General features: G+C 67.8%; 20 protein-coding genes. 1 reads left to right on the top strand and 19 read right to left on the bottom strand.

Translation table 11 applies throughout. The features are described from left to right. Nucleotides 1–2: 2 nt before the first annotated feature. The gene (gene cyoA, locus AC1DYD_RS07995) at nucleotides 3–1064 is read right to left on the bottom strand and encodes a ubiquinol oxidase subunit II (protein ID WP_478172214.1); all 1062 of its coding nucleotides are present in this window, start codon (nucleotides 1062–1064) and stop codon (nucleotides 3–5) included. A 147-nt stretch (nucleotides 1065–1211) separates the two neighbouring features. On the opposite strand from cyoA, the gene AC1DYD_RS08000 reads away from it, so the two are divergent. Beyond that, complete coding sequence (locus AC1DYD_RS08000) at nucleotides 1212–2555, top strand: MFS transporter (RefSeq protein ID WP_478172215.1); 1344 nt, start codon at nucleotides 1212–1214, stop codon at nucleotides 2553–2555. Between the two features lie 26 nt (nucleotides 2556–2581). Here AC1DYD_RS08000 and AC1DYD_RS08005 read toward each other — a convergent pair whose 3' ends face one another. The 18 genes from AC1DYD_RS08005 to AC1DYD_RS08090 all read right to left on the bottom strand — a co-directional run bounded on the left by AC1DYD_RS08005 (nucleotide 2582) and on the right by AC1DYD_RS08090 (nucleotide 19919). Then, nucleotides 2582–3133, bottom strand: coding sequence for a DedA family protein (locus tag AC1DYD_RS08005; protein WP_478172216.1), 552 nt, complete (start codon nucleotides 3131–3133; stop codon nucleotides 2582–2584). Nucleotides 3134–3145: 12 nt separating this feature from the next. Further along, nucleotides 3146–3481 carry a monovalent cation/H(+) antiporter subunit G gene (mnhG, locus tag AC1DYD_RS08010; protein ID WP_478172217.1) on the bottom strand — a complete coding sequence of 112 codons (336 nt, stop codon included), beginning with the start codon at nucleotides 3479–3481 and terminating at the stop codon, nucleotides 3146–3148. Further along, nucleotides 3478–3756, bottom strand: coding sequence for a K+/H+ antiporter subunit F (locus AC1DYD_RS08015; RefSeq protein ID WP_478172218.1), 279 nt, complete (start codon nucleotides 3754–3756; stop codon nucleotides 3478–3480). The genes mnhG and AC1DYD_RS08015 overlap by 4 nt, the downstream gene beginning before the upstream one ends. Further along, a complete protein-coding gene (locus AC1DYD_RS08020; RefSeq protein WP_478172248.1) occupies nucleotides 3753–4244 on the bottom strand; it encodes a Na+/H+ antiporter subunit E in 492 nt (163 codons plus the stop codon). The genes AC1DYD_RS08015 and AC1DYD_RS08020 overlap by 4 nt, the downstream gene beginning before the upstream one ends. Next, a complete protein-coding gene (locus AC1DYD_RS08025) occupies nucleotides 4244–5944 on the bottom strand; it encodes a monovalent cation/H+ antiporter subunit D (protein ID WP_478172219.1) in 1701 nt (566 codons plus the stop codon). Before AC1DYD_RS08025 ends, AC1DYD_RS08020 begins: the two co-directional genes overlap by 1 nt. Beyond that, a complete protein-coding gene (locus tag AC1DYD_RS08030; protein ID WP_478172220.1) occupies nucleotides 5941–6294 on the bottom strand; it encodes a Na+/H+ antiporter subunit C in 354 nt (117 codons plus the stop codon). The genes AC1DYD_RS08025 and AC1DYD_RS08030 overlap by 4 nt, the downstream gene beginning before the upstream one ends. Next, nucleotides 6294–9233: a monovalent cation/H+ antiporter subunit A gene (locus AC1DYD_RS08035; protein ID WP_478172221.1), complete on the bottom strand. Its 2940-nt coding sequence runs from the start codon at nucleotides 9231–9233 to the stop codon at nucleotides 6294–6296. The genes AC1DYD_RS08030 and AC1DYD_RS08035 overlap by 1 nt, the downstream gene beginning before the upstream one ends. A 42-nt stretch (nucleotides 9234–9275) precedes the next feature. Continuing rightward, the gene (gene crcB, locus AC1DYD_RS08040; protein ID WP_478172222.1) at nucleotides 9276–9653 is read right to left on the bottom strand and encodes a fluoride efflux transporter CrcB; all 378 of its coding nucleotides are present in this window, start codon (nucleotides 9651–9653) and stop codon (nucleotides 9276–9278) included. A gap of 16 nt (nucleotides 9654–9669) precedes the next feature. Next, a complete protein-coding gene (locus AC1DYD_RS08045) occupies nucleotides 9670–10971 on the bottom strand; it encodes a TRAP transporter large permease (RefSeq protein WP_478172223.1) in 1302 nt (433 codons plus the stop codon). Next, the gene (locus AC1DYD_RS08050) at nucleotides 10964–11470 is read right to left on the bottom strand and encodes a TRAP transporter small permease (RefSeq protein WP_478172224.1); all 507 of its coding nucleotides are present in this window, start codon (nucleotides 11468–11470) and stop codon (nucleotides 10964–10966) included. Before AC1DYD_RS08050 ends, AC1DYD_RS08045 begins: the two co-directional genes overlap by 8 nt. Nucleotides 11471–11488: 18 nt before the next feature. Further along, nucleotides 11489–12457, bottom strand: coding sequence for a TRAP transporter substrate-binding protein (locus AC1DYD_RS08055; RefSeq protein ID WP_478172225.1), 969 nt, complete (start codon nucleotides 12455–12457; stop codon nucleotides 11489–11491). A gap of 178 nt (nucleotides 12458–12635) precedes the next feature. After that, the gene (locus AC1DYD_RS08060) at nucleotides 12636–12995 is read right to left on the bottom strand and encodes a ComEA family DNA-binding protein (protein ID WP_478172226.1); all 360 of its coding nucleotides are present in this window, start codon (nucleotides 12993–12995) and stop codon (nucleotides 12636–12638) included. A gap of 260 nt (nucleotides 12996–13255) precedes the next feature. Continuing rightward, nucleotides 13256–14440: a lipopolysaccharide assembly protein LapB gene (lapB, locus tag AC1DYD_RS08065; protein WP_478172227.1), complete on the bottom strand. Its 1185-nt coding sequence runs from the start codon at nucleotides 14438–14440 to the stop codon at nucleotides 13256–13258. Further along, a complete protein-coding gene (locus tag AC1DYD_RS08070) occupies nucleotides 14430–14762 on the bottom strand; it encodes a LapA family protein (RefSeq protein WP_478172228.1) in 333 nt (110 codons plus the stop codon). Before AC1DYD_RS08070 ends, lapB begins: the two co-directional genes overlap by 11 nt. A gap of 44 nt (nucleotides 14763–14806) precedes the next feature. Beyond that, nucleotides 14807–15124: an integration host factor subunit beta gene (locus AC1DYD_RS08075; protein ID WP_286371264.1), complete on the bottom strand. Its 318-nt coding sequence runs from the start codon at nucleotides 15122–15124 to the stop codon at nucleotides 14807–14809. A 71-nt stretch (nucleotides 15125–15195) separates the two neighbouring features. After that, nucleotides 15196–16881, bottom strand: coding sequence for a 30S ribosomal protein S1 (gene rpsA / locus AC1DYD_RS08080; RefSeq protein WP_286371265.1), 1686 nt, complete (start codon nucleotides 16879–16881; stop codon nucleotides 15196–15198). 162 nt (nucleotides 16882–17043) lie between these two features. Beyond that, the gene (locus AC1DYD_RS08085; protein WP_478172229.1) at nucleotides 17044–19038 is read right to left on the bottom strand and encodes a bifunctional 3-phosphoshikimate 1-carboxyvinyltransferase/cytidylate kinase; all 1995 of its coding nucleotides are present in this window, start codon (nucleotides 19036–19038) and stop codon (nucleotides 17044–17046) included. Between the two features lie 2 nt (nucleotides 19039–19040). Then, nucleotides 19041–19919, bottom strand: coding sequence for a prephenate dehydrogenase (locus tag AC1DYD_RS08090; RefSeq protein WP_478172230.1), 879 nt, complete (start codon nucleotides 19917–19919; stop codon nucleotides 19041–19043). Nucleotides 19920–19982 lie beyond the last annotated feature (63 nt).

A 19982-nucleotide genomic window follows, 5' to 3' on the forward strand; every position in this document is an offset into this window, starting at 1 on the left:
CGTTATTCTTCGCGGATGCGAGCGGTGGAAAGCGGAAGCGAAAGTCCGGCGGGATCGTTGACGCTGCACATGGCCGCGACGTAAGTGCGGGGCGGAATGCTGGCCTCGGGCTGCCAGGGCCGCGGCGAGACGTTGTAGGCGCCGACCTTGCCGAGTCCGCCGTCCGCGTCGATGGCCATCATCTGGTCCATGCACATCTTGTTGCGGTCGACGCAGCGGTTGACGATGGCGTCGTAGAGGTCGGGCGCGACCGCGGCGAAGCGGCGCACCGGATCGCGTTCGCTCGGGCGCTCGAGTTCGAGGTAGGCGGCGCGGCTCAGCTCGCCGCCGGCCGTCCTGGCCTTCTGGACCCAGGCCTCGAAGTCGGGCTCGCTCACGCCGTGGAAGCGGAAGCGCATGCCGGAGAAGCCGGCGCCGCTGTAGTTGGCCGAGAAACCCTCGAAGTCACCCGGCTTGTTGATCACCGCATTGAGCTTGGTCTCCATGCCCGGCATGGCGTAGATCTGGCCGGCCAGCGCCGGGATGAAGAAGGAGTTCATCACCGAGGAGGCGGTGATCTTGAAGACGATCGGCCGGTCCACCGGGGCCGCCAGTTCGTTCACCGTGGCGATGCCCTGCTCGGGGTAGATGAAGAGCCATTTCCAGTCGAGCGCGACGACTTCGACCGTCAGCGGCTTGGCTTCGGTCGGGACCGGGCGGCCGGCTTCGATGCGGCGCAGCGGGCGGTAGGGGTCCAGCGTGTGGGTGCTGATCCAGGTGATGGCGCCGAGGGCGATGATGATCAGCAGCGGGGCGCCCCAGATGGCCAGTTCCAGTTCGGTGGAGTGGTCCCAGTCGGGCGAATAGTTCGCCTCCTTGTTCGTTTGCCGGTAGCGCCAGGCGAAATAGATGGTGAGGGCGATCACCGGCACGATGATCAGCAGCATCAGGACCGTGGAGACGACGATCAGCTGGCCTTGCTGGCGGGCGATGTCGCCCGATGCGTTCAACAGCACCATGTCGCAGCCCGCCAACAGGGCGAGCGGGAGCAGGAGCAGTCCGCGAAAGTTCTTGAGGGGTGGCATGCCGGGAAATGAGCGGTGGGTGCGCAAAAGGGACCACAATCTACTTCGTTTGGCGACTGCGGGATATTGGACGTTTTGTCCTATGGCGGCAATCTCGATTCGGTGAGACCCTCGGAGTATCCAGTTGAACACGACCCCCAAGCAGAAATGACGACGTCCAGCATCCGTCCTCCCAGCGGCTCCTCGCCGCTGCACGACACCCAGCACGACAGCCCCGACGCCGCCTCGGACCATTCGCCGATCGCTCCCGGCGAGATCGCGGTCGGCGTGATCATCGGCCGCGCCTCCGAGTATTTCGACTTCTTCGTCTACGGCATCGCCTCGGTGCTGGTGTTCCCGGCGGTCTTCTTCCCGATGGAAAACCGCCTCGAGGGCACGCTCTACGCCTTCGTGATCTTCTCCTTCGCCTTCATCGCACGGCCCTTCGGCACCGTGGCCTCGATGGCGATCCAGCGCCGTTTCGGCCGCGAGGCCAAGCTCACCGCCGCCTTGTTCATGCTCGGCATCTCGACCGCCGGCATCGCCTTCCTGCCGGGCTATGCCAGCATGGGCTTCGCCTCGATCGTCCTGCTGTCCATCCTTCGGGTCGGCCAGGGCATCGCGCTCGGCGGCTCCTGGGACGGCCTGCCCTCGCTGCTGGCGCTCAACGCGCCCGAGAACCGCCGCGGCTGGTACGCCATGCTGGGCCAGCTGGGTGCGCCGGTAGGCTTCTTCGTCGCCAGCGCTCTGTTCGCGTACCTGTATTCCAGCCTCTCGATCGAGGACTTCCTCGACTGGGGATGGCGTTACACCTTTTACGTGGCGTTTGCGATCAATGTCGTGGCGCTGTTCGCCCGCCTGCGCCTGGTCGCCACCAACGAGTACGACCGCCTGCTCGAGCAACGTGAACTGGAGCCGGCCAGTGTCGTCGAGATCACGCGCTCGCAGGGCTACAACCTGGTCATCGGCGCCTTCGCCGCGCTGGCGAGCTATGCGTTGTTCCACCTGATCACCGTGTTCCCGTTGTCCTGGATCACCTTGTACTCGAGCCAGTCGGTAAGCGAATTCCTGGTCATCCAGATGATCGGCGCGGTGCTCGGCGCCTGCGGCATCGTGGTTTCGGGCGTGATCGCCGACCGCATCGGCCGGCGCAACACCCTGGGCAGCCTGGCCGTGGCGATCGCAGTGTTCAGCGGCTTCGCGCCGACGCTGCTGGACGGCGGCAAGCTCGGCCAGGACGTCTTCATCCTGGTCGGCTTCGTGATCCTGGGCCTCTCCTATGGCCAGGCGGCCGGGGCGGTGACGGCCAACTTCGAGTCGAGGTACCGCTACACCGGTGCCGCGCTCACGGCCGACCTGGCCTGGCTGATCGGCGCTGCCTTCGCGCCGCTGGTGGCACTGGGCCTGTCGGCCAACTTCGGCCTCGGCTATGTCAGCGTCTACCTGCTTTCCGGCGCGCTCTGCACGCTGGCCGCGCTACGGGTCAACCGCGCCCTCGAAATCAAGGAGTAGAACCCCCTGATGCGTTGGCGGCGCCTTCAGCGGCGCGCATGCCATTGGCGCCAGAGCGCCATCGCCAGCGTGATCAGCAGCGCGGCAAGGATCAGCGGGTGCTCGTAAGGCTTCAGGTGGCCGACCCAGGCATGCACCCAGCCCGTGAGCTTGAGGCCGAACAAGGTGATGACAGCCGCCCACAGGACCGCGGCCACGGCGTCGAGCGCGGCATAGACCGGGGTCCGCATCGGACCCATGCCGAGCGTGGCGGGCAATGCGATGCGCAGGCCCCAGGCGAATCGCATGAGGAAGATCGTCGCCACCGGATGCCGGCCGACGAAGCCGTTGACCCGCTCGACGTGGGCTCGCAGCTTGGGGCGCTTCGCCAGCAGCTCGGCGCCCTTGCGCCGGCTCAGGTGGAAGTAGACCTGGTCGGTCACGAACGCGGCTGCCGCGCCGCAGGCGATCAACGGCCCGAGTGACAGGTAGCCCTGGTGCACCGCGAAGGCGCCCAGCATCAGGATCGTCTCGCCCTCGAAGAGGCCGGCCACGAAGACCACGATGTAGCCGTATTGCTGGAGCAGTTCGGACAGCATCGGCAGGTGGTCCTAGCCCGGCGGCGGGACGTCGCTTTGTTTCTGCCGTTCGCGGAACAGCGCCGCACGCATCAGGAAGATCGTCGTGACCGGCGCCGTGAGGGCGACGAAAAGGGCGATCAGCACCGCGTGCAGGAACAGGCTGCGCCCCTGCACCGAGAAATAGATGATGGTGGCCAGCGTCATGCACCAGACGCCGAGCGTCGCGCCCAGCGTGGGCGTGTGGATGCGGCGGAAGAAGGTCGGGATGCGCACCAGGCCGAACGAGCCGATGGCGGCGAACGCCGCGCCGACCACCGCGAAGACGGCTGTCAGCACTTCAGCCCACAGCGGCAGCGCTTCATTCACTCGATCACCTCCCCGCGCAGCAGAAACTTGGCAATCGCGGTCGAGCTGACGAAGCCGAACAGCGCGATCAGCATCGCCGCCTCGAAGTAGACGTTGCTCGCGTAGACGATGCCCAGTACCAGCATCATCAGCATGCCGTTGATGTAGAGGCAGTCGAGCGCCATCACGCGGTCCTGCGCGGTGGGCCCGATCAGCAGGCGGTAGAGCGCGCACAGCATCGCCACCGCCAGCAGCAGCAGCGCAAGCTTGAGCGCCCAGAGGAGCGCGGGCGTCATGATTCGAAGATCTCCATCAGCGGGACCTCATAGCGCGACTTCACCATGGCGATGAAGGCCGCGACGTCGTCGGTGTCGAACACGTGGATCAGCAAGGTCGAGCGGTCGAGCGCGATCTCGGCCCAGGCGGTGCCGGGCGTCAGGCAGATGATCATCGCCAGCACCGCCAGCGCATTCGGATCGCGCAGCTCGAGCGGAACGCGCACGAAGCGCGGCGACATCTGGTCGTTGCGGCACGTCAGCAGCAGGCGCGCCACCGTCAGCGCCGAATGGACCAGGTCGAAGGCGACCACGCCCGAGAGCCGCAGCGCCACCGCAGGCCGGCGCATCCGAGCCCGGGCCGGGCGCAGCGACTGCGTCAGCACCGGCACCGCGATCGCGAGGATGGCCGCCAGCAGCAGGGTGGCCGCGTCCAGCGACTGGTTCAGCAGCAGCCAGACGACGAACAGCGCCATCGACAGCGCCGGCGAGGGCAGCCAGCGCCTGATCATTTCGCAGCCTTCGGCGCGGCGACCGGGTTCGGCACCTGCGTCGCACCCAGCACCGCCTGGCGGTAGGCGGTCGGCGAGAACAGGCCGTCGGCGGTCACGGCCGCATGATGCATCACCGTCCCCCCTTCGATCGTCAGCGCCATGCAGGCCGCCAGCAGCGCGGCGACCGGCAGCACCTCGAGCGCGGGCAGCGCCGGCAGGGTGGCATGGGCCTGGGTCCAGAAATGCCGGATGCCGGTCCGGCCCAGCGCCAGCAGCGAGAAGAAGCCGGAGACCATCAGCAGCCCGAGGAAGACCCAGGCCGCCGCCGACACGCGCGCGCCGCCGAGCAGGCCCGACAGCATCGCGAACTTGCCGACGAAGCCCGACAGCGGGGGCATGCCCGCCAGCAGCAGCGTGCAGCAGACGAAGCTGAGCCCGAGGAAGGCGACACCGGCCGGAATGGCGCGGCCGTAGAGCGCCTGGGCGTCGTCGTCGAGGTTGACGTCGTCGAGCCGGCGCAGGTCCTTGGACAGGAAAGGCGCGTCGCCCGCCGCCTCGTGCGGCGCGATGCTCGCGCCGGCGTTGCGCCAGCGCTCGACCATGTCGATCAGCATGAAGAAGGCGGCCGCCGCCAGGGTCGAGCTCAGCAGGTAGTAGAGGGCGCCGGCCCACACCGCCGGCTGGCCGAAGCCGATCGCCGCCAGCAGCGTCCCGGCCGAGACCAGCACGCTGAAGCCGGCGAGATTCGACAGCCGCTGGGTGCCGACGATGCCCAAGGCGCCGACGAACAGCGTCGCCAGCCCGGTCGTGATCAGCACACCCTGGCCGAACTGGGCCGAGGCGCCGGTGTCGGGCGCGAACAGCAGGCTCCAGAGCCGCAGGATCGTGTAGATGCCCAGCTTGGTCAGCAGGGAGAAAACCGCGCCGACCGGCGATACCGCGGCGCTGTAGGCCGGCACCAGCCAGAAATTGAGCGGCCAGGCGCCGGCCTTGGCGAAGAAGGCGGTCGCGAGGATGGCCGCCGCCGCATGCACCAGGCCGCGGTCGGCCGGATCGAGCTGCGCGATGCGCACGCCCAGGTCGGCCATGTTCAGCGTGCCCGTCACGCCATAGAGCAGCGAGGCGCCGATCAGGAACAGCGAGGATGCCGCGAGGTTGATCGCCACGTAGTGCAGCCCGGCCTGCACGCGCAGCCGTCCCGAGCCGTGCAGCAGCAGGCCGTAGGAAGCGGCCAGCATCACCTCGAAAAAGACGAACAGGTTGAACAGGTCGCCGGTCAGGAAGGCGCCGTTGAGCCCCATCAGCTGCAGCTGCAGCAGCGGATGGAAATGCACGCCCGCACGGTCCCAACGCGAGGTCGAGTAGATCGAGGCGGCGAAGGCGACGACACCGGTCAGCGCGACCATCAGGGTCGACAACCGGTCGGCCACCAGCACGATGCCGAAGGGCGCGCGCCAGTTGCCGGGCAGGTAGACGCCGATCGAGCCGGGGCCGCCGCCGGTATCGGCTGCATTGACCCAGCGCAGCAGCGCCAGCGCGGTCAGCAGGCCGACCAGCCCCGAGACCACGCTGAGCGCCGACTTGCTGCGGCGGTGTTCCTCGCCGAGCAGCAGCATCAGGGCGGCGGTCAGCATTGGCACCAGGATCGGCACAGCGATCAGGTGCGGCATGCTGAACTCGAGCAGCCGGTCGAGGAGGGCCGGGAACTCCGTCATTCCTGCGACTCCCGGCGTTCCTTGCCGTCCACGTGGTCGGTGCCGGTCAGGCCGCGCGAAGCCAGCAGCACCACCAGGAACAGCGCGGTCATCGCGAAGCCGATCACGATGGCGGTCAGTACCAGCGCCTGCGGCATGGGGTCGGCGGTGTTGGCAAGCGTGGCACGCACACCCGGCGTCAGCACCGGTTCGCTGTCGACCTTGAGTCGGCCCATGCTGAAGATGAAGAGATTGACCGCATAGGAGATCAGGGTCAGGCCCATGATGACCTGGAAGGTGCGCGGGCGCAGCAGCAGGTAGACACCCGAGCCGGCCAGGATGCCGATGGCGATGGCGAGCACGATTTCCATCAGGCGGCGGCCTCCGCTTCGGCCGCGGCGCGCGCGGCTTCCTTCTCTTCCTGTTCGTCGACCCAGCGATGGCTGCGGATTGATTGGTGGGCGAGGGCGGTCAGGATCAGCATGGTCGCTCCGAGCACCAGCGAGAACACGCCCATGTCGAAGAACAGCGCGCTCGGCACGTGCACCTCGCCCAGCAGCGGCAGGTGCAGGTGCGCGGTGTGGGTGGTGAGGAAGGGGTAGCCCAGTGCCACCGCGCCGCCGCCGGTCGCCAGCGCCAGCAGCAGGCCGGCCGCGATCCAGCGCCGCGGATAGATCCGCAGGTGCTCCTCGACCCATTCGGTGCCCGAGACGATGAACTGCAGCAACAGCGCCACCGACATCACGAGCCCGGCGACGAAGCCGCCGCCCGGCTGGTTGTGGCCGCGCATGAAGAAGTAGACCGAGACCAGCACCGACAGCGGCAGCAGCAGCCGCACCAGCACGGCCGGCACCATCAGGTAGCCGACCGCGGTGTCCTTGGCGCGGCGCGGATTCAGCAGGTCGCTGCTGCCGTCGTCGGGCTGCAGCCGTTGCTGGATCGGCAGCGCCATCGATTCGGGCGCCGGACGAAAGCGGCGCAGCAGCGCGTAGACGGTCAGCGCGACCACGCCCAGCACGGTGATCTCGCCGAAGGTGTCGAAGCCGCGGAAGTCGACCAGCATCACGTTGACCACGTTGCTGCCGCCGCCCTCGGACAGCGCGTTGTCGAGGAAGAAGGGCGAGATGCTGAGCGGGAACGGCCGCGTCATGACGCTCCAGGCGATGGCCGACATGCCGGTGCCGGCCGCGATCGCGATCGCGACGTCGCGGCCGCGCCGGCCCCAGGTCCGCAGCCAGCCGCGCACCGGTTCCTGCTGGGCGGTGCGCATCGGCAGCCAGCGCAGTCCAAGCAGGATCAGCACCGTGGTGACGGTCTCGACCACCAGCTGCGTGAGCGCCAGGTCGGGTGCCGAGAACCAGATGTAGGTGATGCAGCAGACCAGCCCTGCGCCCGAGGCCAGCATCAGCGAGGCCAGCCGGTGGAACTTGGCCTGCCAGGCCGCACTGACCGCGCAGGTGGCGCCGATCAGCCAGGTCATCGCGAACATCGGCGAGAAGGGCAGCGGCGCTCGCGTGCCGCGCGCGACCGGCGTGACCCAGAGAGCCGCACCGGCACCGGCGACGGCGACCGCGACCAGCAGCAGCAGCTGCGTCTGCAGCCGGCGCGTACCGAGCAGCCGCCGGCTGCGTCGGCCGATCTCGCTGAGCCGTGCCATCGCGTTCTCGAAGACGCGCTGGCCGTCGAGGCGATGCAGCAGCGGCGTCGTCGAGAGCACGCCGAGCGCGCGGCCGCGCCGCTGCAGCAGGTAGAGCAATGCGCCGCCGGCCAGCGCGATGAAGCTCATCATGAGCGGCAGGTTGAAGCCGTGCCACAGCGCCAGGCTGTAGGCGGGCAGTTCGCCGCCGACCACCGGCGCCGCCGCCGCGGCCAGGAAGGCGCCCACCGACCAGGCCGGCGCCACGCCGACCACCAGGCAGACCAGCACCAGCAGCTCGACAGGCACGCGCATCCAGCGCGGCGGCTCGTGCGGTGTCTTCGGGAGGTCGGCGCCGCAGGGCGGGCCGAAGAAGACGTCGAACACGAAGCGCGCCGAATAGGCCACGCTGAAGGTGCCGGCCAGGGTGGCGATGATCGGCAGGCCGAGGTCGACCCAGCGGTTCGACTGGATGAAGACGGTCTCGGCGAAGAACATCTCCTTCGACAGGAAGCCGTTGAGCAGCGGCACGCCGGCCATCGAGGCACTGGCGATGATCGCCAGCGTGCCGGTGATCGGCATCAGCTTCAGCAGCCCGCTGAGCTTGCTGATGTCGCGGGTGCCGCTCTCGTGGTCGATGATGCCGGCGGCCATGAACAGCGAGGCCTTGAAGGTCGCGTGGTTCATGATGTGGAACACCGCCGCGACCGCCGCGAGCGGGCTGTTGAGCCCGAGCAGCAGCGTGACGAGGCCGAGATGCGAGATCGTCGAATAGGCCAGCAGCGCCTTCAGGTCGCGCTGGAACATCGCCACGTAGCCGCCGAGCAGCAGCGTGATCGCGCCGGCGCCGCCGACCAGCCAGAACCATGGCTCGGTGCCCGAGAGCACCGGCCACAGGCGGGCCATGAGGAACACGCCGAGCTTCACCATCGTGGCCGAATGCAGGTAGGCCGACACCGGTGTCGGCGCCGCCATCGCCCGCGGCAGCCAGAAGTGGAACGGGAACTGCGCGCTCTTGGTAAAGGCGCCCAGCAGCACCAGCACCAGCACCACGGGATAGAGCGGGTTGGCGCGGACCAGGTCGCCCGAGGCCAGCACCATGTCGAGGTCGTAGCTGCCGACGATGCGGCCGAGGATCAGCACGCCGGCCAGCAGGCACAGCCCGCCCGCGGCCGTGACCGTGAGCGCCATGCTGGCACCGCGCCGCGCGTCGCGCCGATGGTGCCAGTAGCCGATCAACAGGAACGAGAACAGGCTGGTGAGCTCCCAGAACATCACCATCTGGATCAGGTTGCCCGACAGCACCACGCCCATCATCGCGCCCATGAAGGCGAGGAAGAACGAGAAGAAGCGCGGCACCGGGTCCGAGGCCGACATGTAGTAGCGCGCATACAGCACCACCAGCGCGCCGATGCCCAGCACCAGCATGCAGAAGAGCCAGGCGAAGCCGTCCATGCGGAAGCTCAGGTCGAGTCCGAGCACGGGCAGCCACTCGACCCGCTGGCGGATCACGTTGCCGTTGGCAAGGTCCGGAAAGAACCAGGCGGCCTGCACCGCGCAGCCCAGCGCGACCAGCCCCGCCAGCGTCGACTCCCGGTTGCGCGCGTTCGATGGCAGCAATGCGGCGAGCACGCTGGCGACGAAGGGGAGTGCAACGAGGAGGACAAGGGGCATTGCGATCGATTCTATCGACCGCCCCTGCGGCAATTCCCTCGTTCAGGCCATGAATTGCCGGACCGTCCGGATGCCCAGCCAGGTGAGGGCCAGGGAGCCCGCCACGTGCAGCGTGGCGGTGCCCAGTGCGAGCACGATGCGTCCCTGCATCAGCATGGCGACGACTTCGGCCGAGAAACTCGAGAAGGTCGTGAGTCCGCCGAGGAAGCCGGTGATGAGCGCGAGGCGCCAGACCGGATCGAGTTGCGGCATGGACTGGAAGGTGGCGACCGCGATCCCGATCAGGTAGCCGCCGACCAGGTTCGCGGCCACGGTTCCCCATGGCAGCGAACCGGGGGTCGACAGCCAGAGCCCGAGGCCCCAGCGGCTCAGGGCGCCGATGGAGGCGCCGGCACAGATGGCGATGACGTGAAGAGGCATGAGAGGCGCGATGCTCTCACGGCGCCATCTGCTGCGGCAACCAGGTGACGAGTTGCGGCGCGACGTAGATGATCAGCACCGCCGCCACCATCAGGAAGAACATCGGCAAGGTGACGCGGGCGATGTAGAGCAGGTCGCGGCCCGTCATGCCCTGCAGCACGAACAGGTTGAAGCCCACCGGCGGCGTGATCTGCGCCATCTCCACCACCAGCACGATGAAGATGCCGAACCACACCGGGTCGATTCCCGCGGCCGTCACGGTCGGCATGATCACGCCCATCGTCAGCACCACCATCGAGATGCCGTCCAGGAAGCAGCCGAGCACGATGTAGAACAAGGCCAGCATCACGATCAGCTGGAACTTCGACAGCCCGAGCGAGCCGATCCACTCGGCCAGATGCCGCGGCAGCCCGATGTAGCCCATCGCCAGCGTGAGGAAGGCGGCTCCCGCGAGGATCAGCGCCATCATGCAATACAGCCGCGTCGCGCCCAGCAGCGACTCCTTGAAGGTGCTCCAGTTCAGCGACCCCTGCAGGGCCGAGATGACCAGCGCGCCGACCACGCCCACCGCGGCGGCCTCGGTGGCGGTCGCAATGCCGGCGTAGATCGAGCCGAGCACCGAGAGGATCAGCAGCGCGACCGGGATCAGGCTCAGCGACGCCCGCAGCTTGGCGCCGAAGGGCATCGGCGGATCGGCCGGCGGCACCCGGTCCGGATGCAGCAGGGCCCAGACGGCGATGTAGCCCGAGAACAGCACGGCCAGCATGATGCCCGGTACCACGCCCGCGATGAAGAGCCGGGCGATCGAGACGTCGGCGCTGACGCCGTAGACGATCATGATGATCGAGGGCGGGATCAGCAGGCCCAGCGTGCCGGCGCCGGCCAGCGTGCCGATCACCATGTCGTCGGGATAGCCTCGCCGCTTGAGCTCGGGCAGCGTCATCTTGCCGATCGTCGCGCAGGTGGCGGCACTCGAGCCCGAGACGGCGGCGAACACGGCGCAGCCCGCCACGTTGGTGTGCAGCAGGCGCCCGGGCAGGCTCTGCATCCACGGCGCCAGGCCCTTGAACATGTCTTGCGAGAGCTTCGTGCGGAACAGTATCTCGCCCATCCACAAGAACAGCGGCAGCGCGGTCAGCGTCCAGCCGGAGGCCGAGCCCCAGATCGTCACGGCCATCGCGTCGCCGGCCGGACGGGCGGAGAACAACTGCATGCCGATCCAGGCGACGCCCGAGAGCGTGAGGCCGATCCAGACCCCGCTGCCGAGGATCAGGAACAGCGCGAGGATCAGCAGGCCGGCAACCGCGACGTCACTCATGGCGCAGCGCCTCGGCGTTCATCTGCAGCGGGCGTCCGTTCCATTCGACGAAGAACTCGTCGACGGTGGCGATCGCGAACACCACGGCACCGATGGCCATGCCCAGCTGCGGCAGCCACAGGGGCGTCGCGTCGTTGCCGGTGGAGATGTCGTTGTAGCCGTGCGATTGCCAGGCCAGCCGCACGCTGTAGAAGGCGAACAGTGCCGCCAGCATGGCCGCGGCGCCACAGGCCCAGCGTTCCAGCCAGCGGCGTCCGGTTGGCCCCAATCGGGAGACGATCAGCGAGACGCGGATATGCTCGCCGCGCTTGAGCGTGTGGGCCAGCGCCAGAAAGCCGCTGCCCGCCATGAGGTAGCCGGCATAGGCGTCGATGCCCGGGATGTTGAACTGCAGCTGCCGGCCGATGATCGACAGCAGCACCATCACCAGCAGGCCGACCATGAAAAGCGCCGCCAGGGCGGCGGCGCTCTCATAGAGAAAGTCGAGTGTCTTGCGCATGGGAGCCGGTCGTTCGCCCTACATCTTCTTGAAGGCGTCGACCACGCCCTGGCCTTCGGGCCCGGCCTTCTCGAGCCATTCCTTGATCATCGTGTCGCCGACCTTCTTCATGTCGGACTTGAGCTGGGCCGATGGCGCATGGATGGTCATGCCGTTCTTCTTCAGCAGTTCGAGGTACTCGAGGTTCTTCTTCTTCGACAGCTCCCAGCCGCGCTTCTCGGCCTCGGCACCCGCCTTCAGCAGCGCATTCTGCGACGGCTTGTCCAACTCCTCGAAGGCCTTCTTGTTGACCAGCACGGCGTTCTTCGGCAGCCAGGCCTGCGTGTCGTAGAAGTTCTTGATGTACTCGTAGGTCTTGGTGTCGTAGCCGGTCGAGCCGGAGGACATGTAGGACTCGATCACGCCGGTGGCCATGGCCTGCGACAGCTCGGCCTGCTGCACCGTGACCGGCTGGGCGCCGACCAGTTCGCCGATGCGCGCCGTCGCGGGGCTGTAGGCACGCCACTTGACGCCTTTCAGGTCTGTGGCCGACGCGATCTCCTTCTTGACGAAGATGCCCTGGGGCGGCCAGGCGACGGCGTAGAGCAGCATGATGCCCTGCTCGGCCAGCTTCTTCTCGAGCACCGGCTTCTGTGCCTGGTAGAGCTTCCACGCGGCGTCGTAGCTGTCGGCCAGGAACGGGATGCCGTCGGCACCGAACATCTGCCATTCGTTCTGGTAGTTGACCAGCAGGATCTCGCCCATCTGCGCCTGGCCGCCCTGCACCGCGCGCTTGATCTCGGGGGCCTTGAACAGGGCTGCGTTCGGATGCACCGTGATCTTGAACTTGCCTGCACTGGCCTTGTCGACGTCGCTCGCGAACTGCGTGATGTTCTCGGTGTGGAAGTTGGTGGCAGGGTAGGCCGTGGGCAGGTCCCACTTGGTCTGGGCGAACGCTGCAGCGCCGAGGGTGAGGCCCGCGAGTGCAATGCCGAACTTGTGATTCATGGACTCTCCAGAACGTGCGAAATTGAAAAAGGCGATCGGCAGCATACGTGCAAATATCGGGCCATCGCTCGGGCATTTCCCTGCCATCGGCGGCGCCGCGCCGGAGGAACGCGGCAATGAAAAAGCCGCCCGGGGGCGGCTTTGGATCAGCAACGGCGCGCGTGCGCCGTGCGTGCGATCACGGCTTGGAAGCCGCCTTGGCTGCTCCGGTGGCGGCCTTCTTCGGCTCGGCCTTGACCTCGCTCGTGGCAACCTGCGCCGGCGCCGGCGCTGCACCGAAAGCCTGGCCGTTCACCGTCAGGCCCTCGGCCGACAGCTTGGCCGCCGCCTTCTCCTTCACGCCCTTGACCCGGGTCATGAAGTCCGGCCAGTCCTTGAACGGCGCTTCCTTGCGTGCCTCGGTGATGCGCTTGGACAACGCGGGGCCCACGCCCTTGACGCCATCGAGTTCGGCGCTGGTGGCCTTGTTGACATCGACGGCCGCCCAGGAGGCGACCGCGAACAGCATGGCCGTGATGGCCACGATCTTTTTCATCATTTCTTCTCTCCCTGACATGGTGTGAGAAGCGCCGAAACGCTCCACCGTGCGCCGAGTGCGCCCGGCGCGGAACATGATAGCGGCGAAGTCCGCGCTTCGCACGGACGGGCGGCCTGCTGCTTCCCCCTCGGGGGGCAGCGACCCAGACGCAGTGGGGGAGCGTGGGGGCCAGGCCGGCGCCGGGCCGCCCCAAGGCGGCCTGCGGCCCCCTCGGGGGGCAGCGACCCACACGCAGTGGGGGAGCGTGGGGGCCTTGTTCTTTAGAGTTCCTCGACGCGTCGCGGCGGGTAGCTGTCCCAGGCCTGGCAGCCCGGGCAATGCCAGAAGTACTGATGGGCCTCGAAGCCGCAGGCCGCGCAGCGGTAGCGCATCAGCGGCCGGGTGGCCTGGTCGAGCGAGCGCTGTACCTGCGGGTGGAACTCCTCGTGCTCGAAGCGTTCGCCGGCGAGCCAGCGCGAGGCCGCGACCAGCGAGGGATGGTGCGCCAGGTGGGCGATGTAGCCGTCGCGGGGTTCCGGCGCGATCGCGGCATCGGAGGGCGCATCGTCCGGCAACGCCGGCGTGCCGCCGAGGGCGATGATCGCCTCCAGCACATCGATCGAGGGCGAGGCCACATAGCGGCGCTGCAGCAGGGCGAGGGCCTCCCCCGAGCGCTGCGAAGCGACCGCAGCTTGCTGCAGCGCCGCCGCATACAGGGGCAGCGCCAACGGCGCGGTTTCGCTCAGTGCCGCCAGCGTGTCGAAGGCGGCCACCGCATCGCCGCTGCGCAGGTGCAGCGTGGCGCTGTCGATCGCCGGTCGCGGGGCCTCCGGTGCCAGCGCAATCGCCTGCTGCAGCAGCCTCGCCGCGGCGCCCGGGTCGCCGGCGGCGACGCGCTCGGCGGCCTGTTCGCACAGGTGGTGCGCCCGCCGGGTGCTGTAGCTCGCCTGGTCGGATTCATCGAGCTTCTGCGCCACATCCTCGGCCTGCGCCCATTCGCGCGAGCGTTCGTAGATGGCCAGCAGCGACAGCCGGGCCTCGTTCTCGTAGCGCGTGCCTTCCAGCTTCTGCAGCGCCGCTTCGGCGCGGTCGAGCAGGCCGGCGCGCAGAAAGTCCTGCGCCAGCGCGTGCTGCGCGCGGTCGCGGTCGGCGCGGCTCAGGTCGCCGCGACCCAGCAGGTGCTCGTGCACGCGCACCGCGCGCTGGTATTCGCCGCGGCGCCGGAACAGGTTGCCGAGCGCGAAGTGCAGTTCCTGCGTGTCGGGGTCGTTCTGAACCGCCTCGATGAAGGCGTCGATGGCCTGGTCCTGCTGCTCGTTGAGCAGGAAGTTCAGGCCGCGAAAGTAGGCTTTCGGGGCTTGGCGGTTCTCGATCCGGAGCTGCCGGAGGTCGAAGCGCGAAGCCAGCCAGCCGAGCACGAAGGCGATCGGCAGGCCGAGCAGCAGCCAGCTGAAGTCAAAGTCCATGTTGGCGTACGGCGGGCAGGTCGGCGGGGGCTGCGGGCGTGGGCGTGGCGGCGGCGGACGAAGGCGCCGGCGGCGCACCCGGTGCACCTTGCGCGCCCGGAACCTGCGCTGCGGCGCTGCGGTGTTTCCACCAGCCCGGCAGCATGCCGAGCGCGCCCACGACCAGGCCGCCGGTGAAGGCGGCCAGCACCACCAGTACCAGGGGCGCGCGCCACGAGGTGCCGAAGAAGAAGTAGACGGTGGCGTCGTGCTGGTTGTTCAGCGCGAAGGCGAAGAGGGTAAAAAAAATGGCTGCCTTGAGCAGCCACAGGAGATATTTCATGCGGGTCCCCGATGGCCGGGGAATTCTATGCCGGGGCCGGCGTGTCAGCCGCGCTTGTGCTTCTCGGCGTCGAGCAGCGCGGTTTTCGCATCCACCGCTTCGCGCAGGGCCTTGCCCGGCTTGAAGTGGGGCACGCGTTTCTCGGGAATCTGCACGCTCTCGCCGGAACGCGGGTTGCGTCCGATGCGAGGCGGGCGCCGGTTCACCGTGAAGCTGCCGAAGCCGCGGATCTCGATCCGGTGGCCACGCACCAGTGCGTCGCTCATCGCGTCAAGAATGGTCTTGACGGCGTATTCGGCATCGCGGTGCGTCAGTTGCGCAAATCGGGCCGCGAGTTCTTCGACGAGATCGGAGCGGGTCATGGCAAGAGAAAGAGTAGACGAAAAAAAAGACAGGGTGGCGCCCGGCGCCGACCCTGTCCCCGGGACCCGGATTACTTGTCCGAGTTGTCCAGCTTGGCGCGCAGCAGGGCGCCCAGGCTGGTCGTGCCCGCGTTCTCGCGTGCCGATTGCTGGCTCAGGCTGGCCATGGCGCCTTGCTCGTCGACCATGTCCTTCTGCTTGATCGACAGCTGGATGTTGCGGGTCTTGCGATCCACATTGACCACCACGGCCGTGACTTCGTCGCCTTCCTTGAGCACGTTGCGTGCATCTTCCACGCGGTCGCGGGAGATTTCGCTGGCGCGCAGGTAGCCGATGATGTCTTCACCGAGATCGATCTCGGCACCGCGGGCGTCGACCGTCTTGACCTTGCCGGTCACGATCTGGCCCTTGTCGTTCACGGTGGTGAAGGTCGTGAACGGATCGCTGTCGAGCTGCTTGATGCCCAGCGAGATGCGTTCGCGGTCGACGTCGACGGCCAGCACGATCGCTTCGACTTCCTGGCCCTTCTTGTAATTGCGAACGGCGGTTTCGCCGGTTTCGTTCCACGAGAGGTCCGAGAGGTGAACCAGGCCGTCGATGCCGGCAGCCAGACCCACGAACACGCCGAAGTCGGTGATCGACTTGATCGGGCCCTTGACGCGGTCGCCGCGCTTGGTGTTCTGCGCGAATTCCTGCCACGGGTTGGCCTTGCACTGCTTCATGCCCAGGCTGATGCGGCGCTTGTCTTCGTCGATCTCGAGGACCATGACTTCGACTTCGTCGCCGAGCGAGACGATCTTGTTCGGCGCGATGTTCTTGTTGGTCCAGTCCATTTCGGAGACGTGCACCAGGCCTTCGATGCCGGGTTCGAGTTCGACGAACGCGCCGTAGTCGGCGATGTTCGTGACCTTGCCGAACAGGCGGGTCGATTGCGGGTAGCGGCGCGAAACGCCCATCCACGGGTCGTCGCCCATTTGCTTCAGACCCAGCGAGACACGGTTCTTCTCGGTGTCGAACTTGAGGATCTTGGCGGTGATTTCCTGGCCGGCCTGGACCACTTCGCTCGGGTGGCGAACGCGGCGCCATGCCATGTCGGTGATGTGCAGCAGACCGTCGATGCCGCCGAGGTCGACGAACGCACCGTATTCGGTGATGTTCTTGACGACGCCGCGCACGACTGCGCCTTCCTTCAGGGTTTCCATCAGCTTGGCGCGTTCTTCGCCCATGCTGGCTTCGACCACGGCGCGGCGCGAGAGCACCACGTTGTTGCGCTTGCGGTCGAGCTTGATGACCTTGAATTCGAGGGTCTTGTTCTCGTACGGGGTCAGGTCCTTGATCGGACGGGTGTCGATCAGCGAACCCGGCAGGAAGGCGCGGATGCCGTTGACCAGCACCGTGAGGCCGCCCTTGACCTTGCCGCTCGTCGTGCCGGTGACGAAGTCGCCGGATTCGAGGGCCTTCTCGAGCGCGAGCCACGAAGCCAGACGCTTGGCGGTGTCGCGCGAGAGGATGGTGTCGCCGTAGCCGTTCTCGACGCTGCCGATGGCCACGGAAACGAAATCGCCGGCCTGGACTTCGAGCTCGCCCTTGTCGTTCTTGAACTCTTCGATCGGCACGTAGGCTTCGGACTTGAGGCCTGCGTTGACGACGACGTGGTTGTGTTCGACACGCACGACTTCGGCGGTGATGACCTCACCGGTGCGCATCTCCGAACGCTTCAGGGATTCTTCGAATAGGTCGGCAAAAGATTCAGACATGTGGTTTTCCTTCCGTCACGCAGGGTTTGCAGTTGCACTATTGCGACTGGCTTGGATCTGGAGACGGTGGTTGTTTGGGCTTTGGGGCCCGGGTTGAGGTTGAACAACCAGCAGGCCGGTGCGCTGTCGCGCGGCGGGGGCTTTGCTGGACCGAAACACCGTTCAAGCGGACTCGAACGGCTGTACTTCCTGCCACCAGGCAAGCACTTGCACGACCGATTGCTCGATCGTCTGGTGCGAGTTGTCCAGGAGGCGGGCATCAGGCGCCGGCTTGAGCGGCGCGACGCTGCGGGACGCGTCCCGGAGGTCACGCGCTTCCAGGTCGGCGCGAAGACTGTCGATTGTAGTTGAAATTCCCTTTGAAATCAACTGCTTATGGCGCCGTTCGGCGCGGTGGGCGGCGCTGGCCGTGAGGTAGACCTTGAGCTCGGCGTCCGGGAAGATCACGGTGCCCATGTCGCGGCCGTCGGCCACCAGGCCGGGCAGGCGCCGGAAGCTGCGCTGCAGCGCCAGCAGGGCGGCACGCACTGCTGGCAGGGCCGACACCCGAGAGGCATCCATCCCGGCGGCCTCGGTCCGGATGGCCTCGCTCACGTCCTCGCCGGCCAGCAGCACCTTGCCCTCGCTGAAGGCGACCGGCAGAGCACTCGCGAGTTCCGCGATCCGCGCCTCGTGCCCGGCTTCGGCGTCGAGCCCGGCGCGTCGCATCGCCAGCCCGGTCACGCGGTAGAGCGTGCCCGAATCCAGGTAGTGGTAGCCCAGCCGCCGAGCCACTTCGACGGTCAGGGTGCCCTTGCCGGAGGCGGTCGGGCCGTCGATGCAGATCACCGGCACTTCGGCAGCCTCGGCGACCGAGAACAGGGTCTCGAAGTAGTCGGGGAAGGTCTTGGCGACGCAGTGCGGTTCGAGGATGCGCACCTCGACGCCGGCCGGATTGAAGGCCGCGAGCGAGAAGCACATCGCCACCCGGTGGTCGTCGTAGGTCTTGATGCTGGCCGGTCGCCAGCCGGCCGCCGCCAGCGGATGGACGCGGATGAAGTCCGGGCCGTCCTCGACCGTGGCCCCGAGCTTGCGCAGCTCGGCGGCCATGGCGTCGATGCGGTCGGTTTCCTTCACGCGCCAGCTGGCGATGTTGCGCAGCGTGCTCGGGCCGTCGGCATAGAGCGCCATCACGGCCAGCGTCATGGCGGCATCGGGAATGTGGTTGGCGTCGATGTCGATCGCCTTGAGCGGCCAGGCGCCGCGTGCGATCGCCAGCCAGTTGGCGCCGCTGTCGACGCGCGCGCCCATCTGCCGGGCGGCGTCGATGAAGCGGATGTCGCCCTGGATCGAATCGGCGCCGACGCCTTCGATGCGGATGCCCGAGCCCTTGGCGATGGCCCCGAGCGCGATGAAGTAGCTGGCCGACGAGGCATCGGCTTCGACGTGGATGTCGCCCGGCGAGCGGTACCGGCTGCCGGCTGGAATGGTGAATCGCTGCCAGCCCTCGCGTTCGACCGCGATGCCGAAGCGCGCCAAGAGATTCAGCGTGATCTCGATGTAGGGCTTGGAGATCAGCTCGCCGACGACCTCGATCACGATGTTGCGCCGTGCTGCCAGCGGCAGCGCCAGCAGCAGCGCTGTCAGGAACTGGCTCGAGACGTCGCCGCGCACGCGGATCGGGGCGTCGAGTTGCAGCGCGTCGAACGCCACCGGATGGATCTGCAGCGGTGGGTAGCCCGGGTTGCCGAGGTAGTCGACGCGGCAGCCGAGCTGGGTCAGGGCATCGACCAGGTCGCCGATCGGCCGTTCGTGCATGCGCGGCACGCCGCGCAGCGCGAACTCGCCGCCCAGCAGGGCCAGGGCGGCGGTCAGCGGCCGCATCGCAGTACCGGCATTGCCGAGGAACAAGGACGCCGTGGGGGTCTTCAGCTTGCCGCCGAGGCCTTCGATGCGAAGGATGTCGCCCGCGCGCTCGATGACGCAACCGAGCGCGGCCAGCGCGTCGAGCATGACCCGCGTGTCGTCGGAATCGAGCAGGTCATGCACGGTCGTCGTGCCGCTGGCCATTGCCGCCAGCAGCAGCACGCGGTTGGAGATGCTCTTGGAGCCCGGCAGGCGAACCGTGCCGGCGGCACTCGAAAGCGCCGGTATGTCGAGAAAGGGGGTAGAGAACATCGTCAGTCGGGAGAGGCGGCAACGCCGGGTTGCCACTGCGAGCGAACCCCGCTCGCGGCCGCGATCGCGTCCTCGAGCGCTTGCGCGTTGCCCGTGCGCACCAGCGCCTCGAGGTGCGCCAGGGCCTCGCGGAAGCCCTGGGCCTGGAGCAGAACCTGGTCGCGGTTGGCCAGCAGGACGTCGCGCCACATGGTCGGGTCGCTGGCCGCGATGCGCGTGAAATCGCGAAAGCCCGGGCCGGCCAGTTCGAGGAAGCGCCCGCCCTGCGGGTGCGCGGCCATGGCATTGATGAAGGCGAAAGCCAGCAGGTGCGGCAGGTGGCTGACGGCCGCGAAGGCGCTGTCATGGGCCTCCGGCGTCATCGTCACCACCTTGGCGCCGATCGCGGTCCAGACCTTCGAGGCCCGCTGGACGTTGGAGCGCAAGGTGGCCTTGATCGGCGTCAGCACCACCTGGCGTCCGGTGTAGAGGTCGGCGTCGGCGTGCTCCACGCCCGCCACTTCCTTGCCCGCGATCGGATGCGCGGGCACGAAGGCGCCGATCTGGTCCTGCAGGCCGCGCCGCGCGGCCTCGATGACGTCGCCCTTGGTCGAGCCGACATCCATCACCAGCATCTGGTCGTTGATGCCGTGGCGGATGGCCTTGAAGGTCTGCTCGGACGCGCCGACCGGCACCGCGATCAGCACCAGTTCGGCACCCGACATCGCCAGCAGCGCCGAGGGCGCCGCGACGTCGATCACGCCGAGTTGCCGGGCGCGCTCGGTGGTGGACGGCGACTTGCTGTAGCCGACCACCCGCTTCACCAGCTTCGCGCGCTTGAGCGCCAGCGCGAACGAGCCGCCCATCAGGCCGCAGCCGATCAGTCCCAACTGTTCGATCATTGTCAGTGCCCGCACGGCCGCCCGAAGGGCACTGAGCGCCCTCTCGGGGGGCAGCGATACGCG

The organism is Variovorax sp. P4_B11 (assembly GCF_056402355.1).

What these genes read in the sequence shown, in the direction of transcription:
- cyoA (WP_478172214.1), bottom strand. Translation starts at nt 1,064, where the DNA reads ATGCCACCCCTCAAGAACTTTCGCGGACTGCTCCTGCTCCCGCTCGCC.
- AC1DYD_RS08000 (WP_478172215.1), top strand. Translation starts at nt 1,212, where the DNA reads ATGACGACGTCCAGCATCCGTCCTCCCAGCGGCTCCTCGCCGCTGCAC.
- AC1DYD_RS08005 (WP_478172216.1), bottom strand. Translation starts at nt 3,133, where the DNA reads ATGCTGTCCGAACTGCTCCAGCAATACGGCTACATCGTGGTCTTCGTG.
- AC1DYD_RS08015 (WP_478172218.1), bottom strand. Translation starts at nt 3,756, where the DNA reads ATGACGCCCGCGCTCCTCTGGGCGCTCAAGCTTGCGCTGCTGCTGCTG.
- AC1DYD_RS08025 (WP_478172219.1), bottom strand. Translation starts at nt 5,944, where the DNA reads ATGACGGAGTTCCCGGCCCTCCTCGACCGGCTGCTCGAGTTCAGCATG.
- AC1DYD_RS08030 (WP_478172220.1), bottom strand. Translation starts at nt 6,294, where the DNA reads ATGGAAATCGTGCTCGCCATCGCCATCGGCATCCTGGCCGGCTCGGGT.
- AC1DYD_RS08035 (WP_478172221.1), bottom strand. Translation starts at nt 9,233, where the DNA reads ATGCCCCTTGTCCTCCTCGTTGCACTCCCCTTCGTCGCCAGCGTGCTC.
- crcB (WP_478172222.1), bottom strand. Translation starts at nt 9,653, where the DNA reads ATGCCTCTTCACGTCATCGCCATCTGTGCCGGCGCCTCCATCGGCGCC.
- AC1DYD_RS08045 (WP_478172223.1), bottom strand. Translation starts at nt 10,971, where the DNA reads ATGAGTGACGTCGCGGTTGCCGGCCTGCTGATCCTCGCGCTGTTCCTG.
- AC1DYD_RS08050 (WP_478172224.1), bottom strand. Translation starts at nt 11,470, where the DNA reads ATGCGCAAGACACTCGACTTTCTCTATGAGAGCGCCGCCGCCCTGGCG.
- AC1DYD_RS08055 (WP_478172225.1), bottom strand. Translation starts at nt 12,457, where the DNA reads ATGAATCACAAGTTCGGCATTGCACTCGCGGGCCTCACCCTCGGCGCT.
- AC1DYD_RS08060 (WP_478172226.1), bottom strand. Translation starts at nt 12,995, where the DNA reads ATGATGAAAAAGATCGTGGCCATCACGGCCATGCTGTTCGCGGTCGCC.
- lapB (WP_478172227.1), bottom strand. Translation starts at nt 14,440, where the DNA reads ATGGACTTTGACTTCAGCTGGCTGCTGCTCGGCCTGCCGATCGCCTTC.
- AC1DYD_RS08070 (WP_478172228.1), bottom strand. Translation starts at nt 14,762, where the DNA reads ATGAAATATCTCCTGTGGCTGCTCAAGGCAGCCATTTTTTTTACCCTC.
- AC1DYD_RS08075 (WP_286371264.1), bottom strand. Translation starts at nt 15,124, where the DNA reads ATGACCCGCTCCGATCTCGTCGAAGAACTCGCGGCCCGATTTGCGCAA.
- rpsA (WP_286371265.1), bottom strand. Translation starts at nt 16,881, where the DNA reads ATGTCTGAATCTTTTGCCGACCTATTCGAAGAATCCCTGAAGCGTTCG.
- AC1DYD_RS08085 (WP_478172229.1), bottom strand. Translation starts at nt 19,038, where the DNA reads ATGTTCTCTACCCCCTTTCTCGACATACCGGCGCTTTCGAGTGCCGCC.
- AC1DYD_RS08090 (WP_478172230.1), bottom strand. Translation starts at nt 19,919, where the DNA reads ATGATCGAACAGTTGGGACTGATCGGCTGCGGCCTGATGGGCGGCTCG.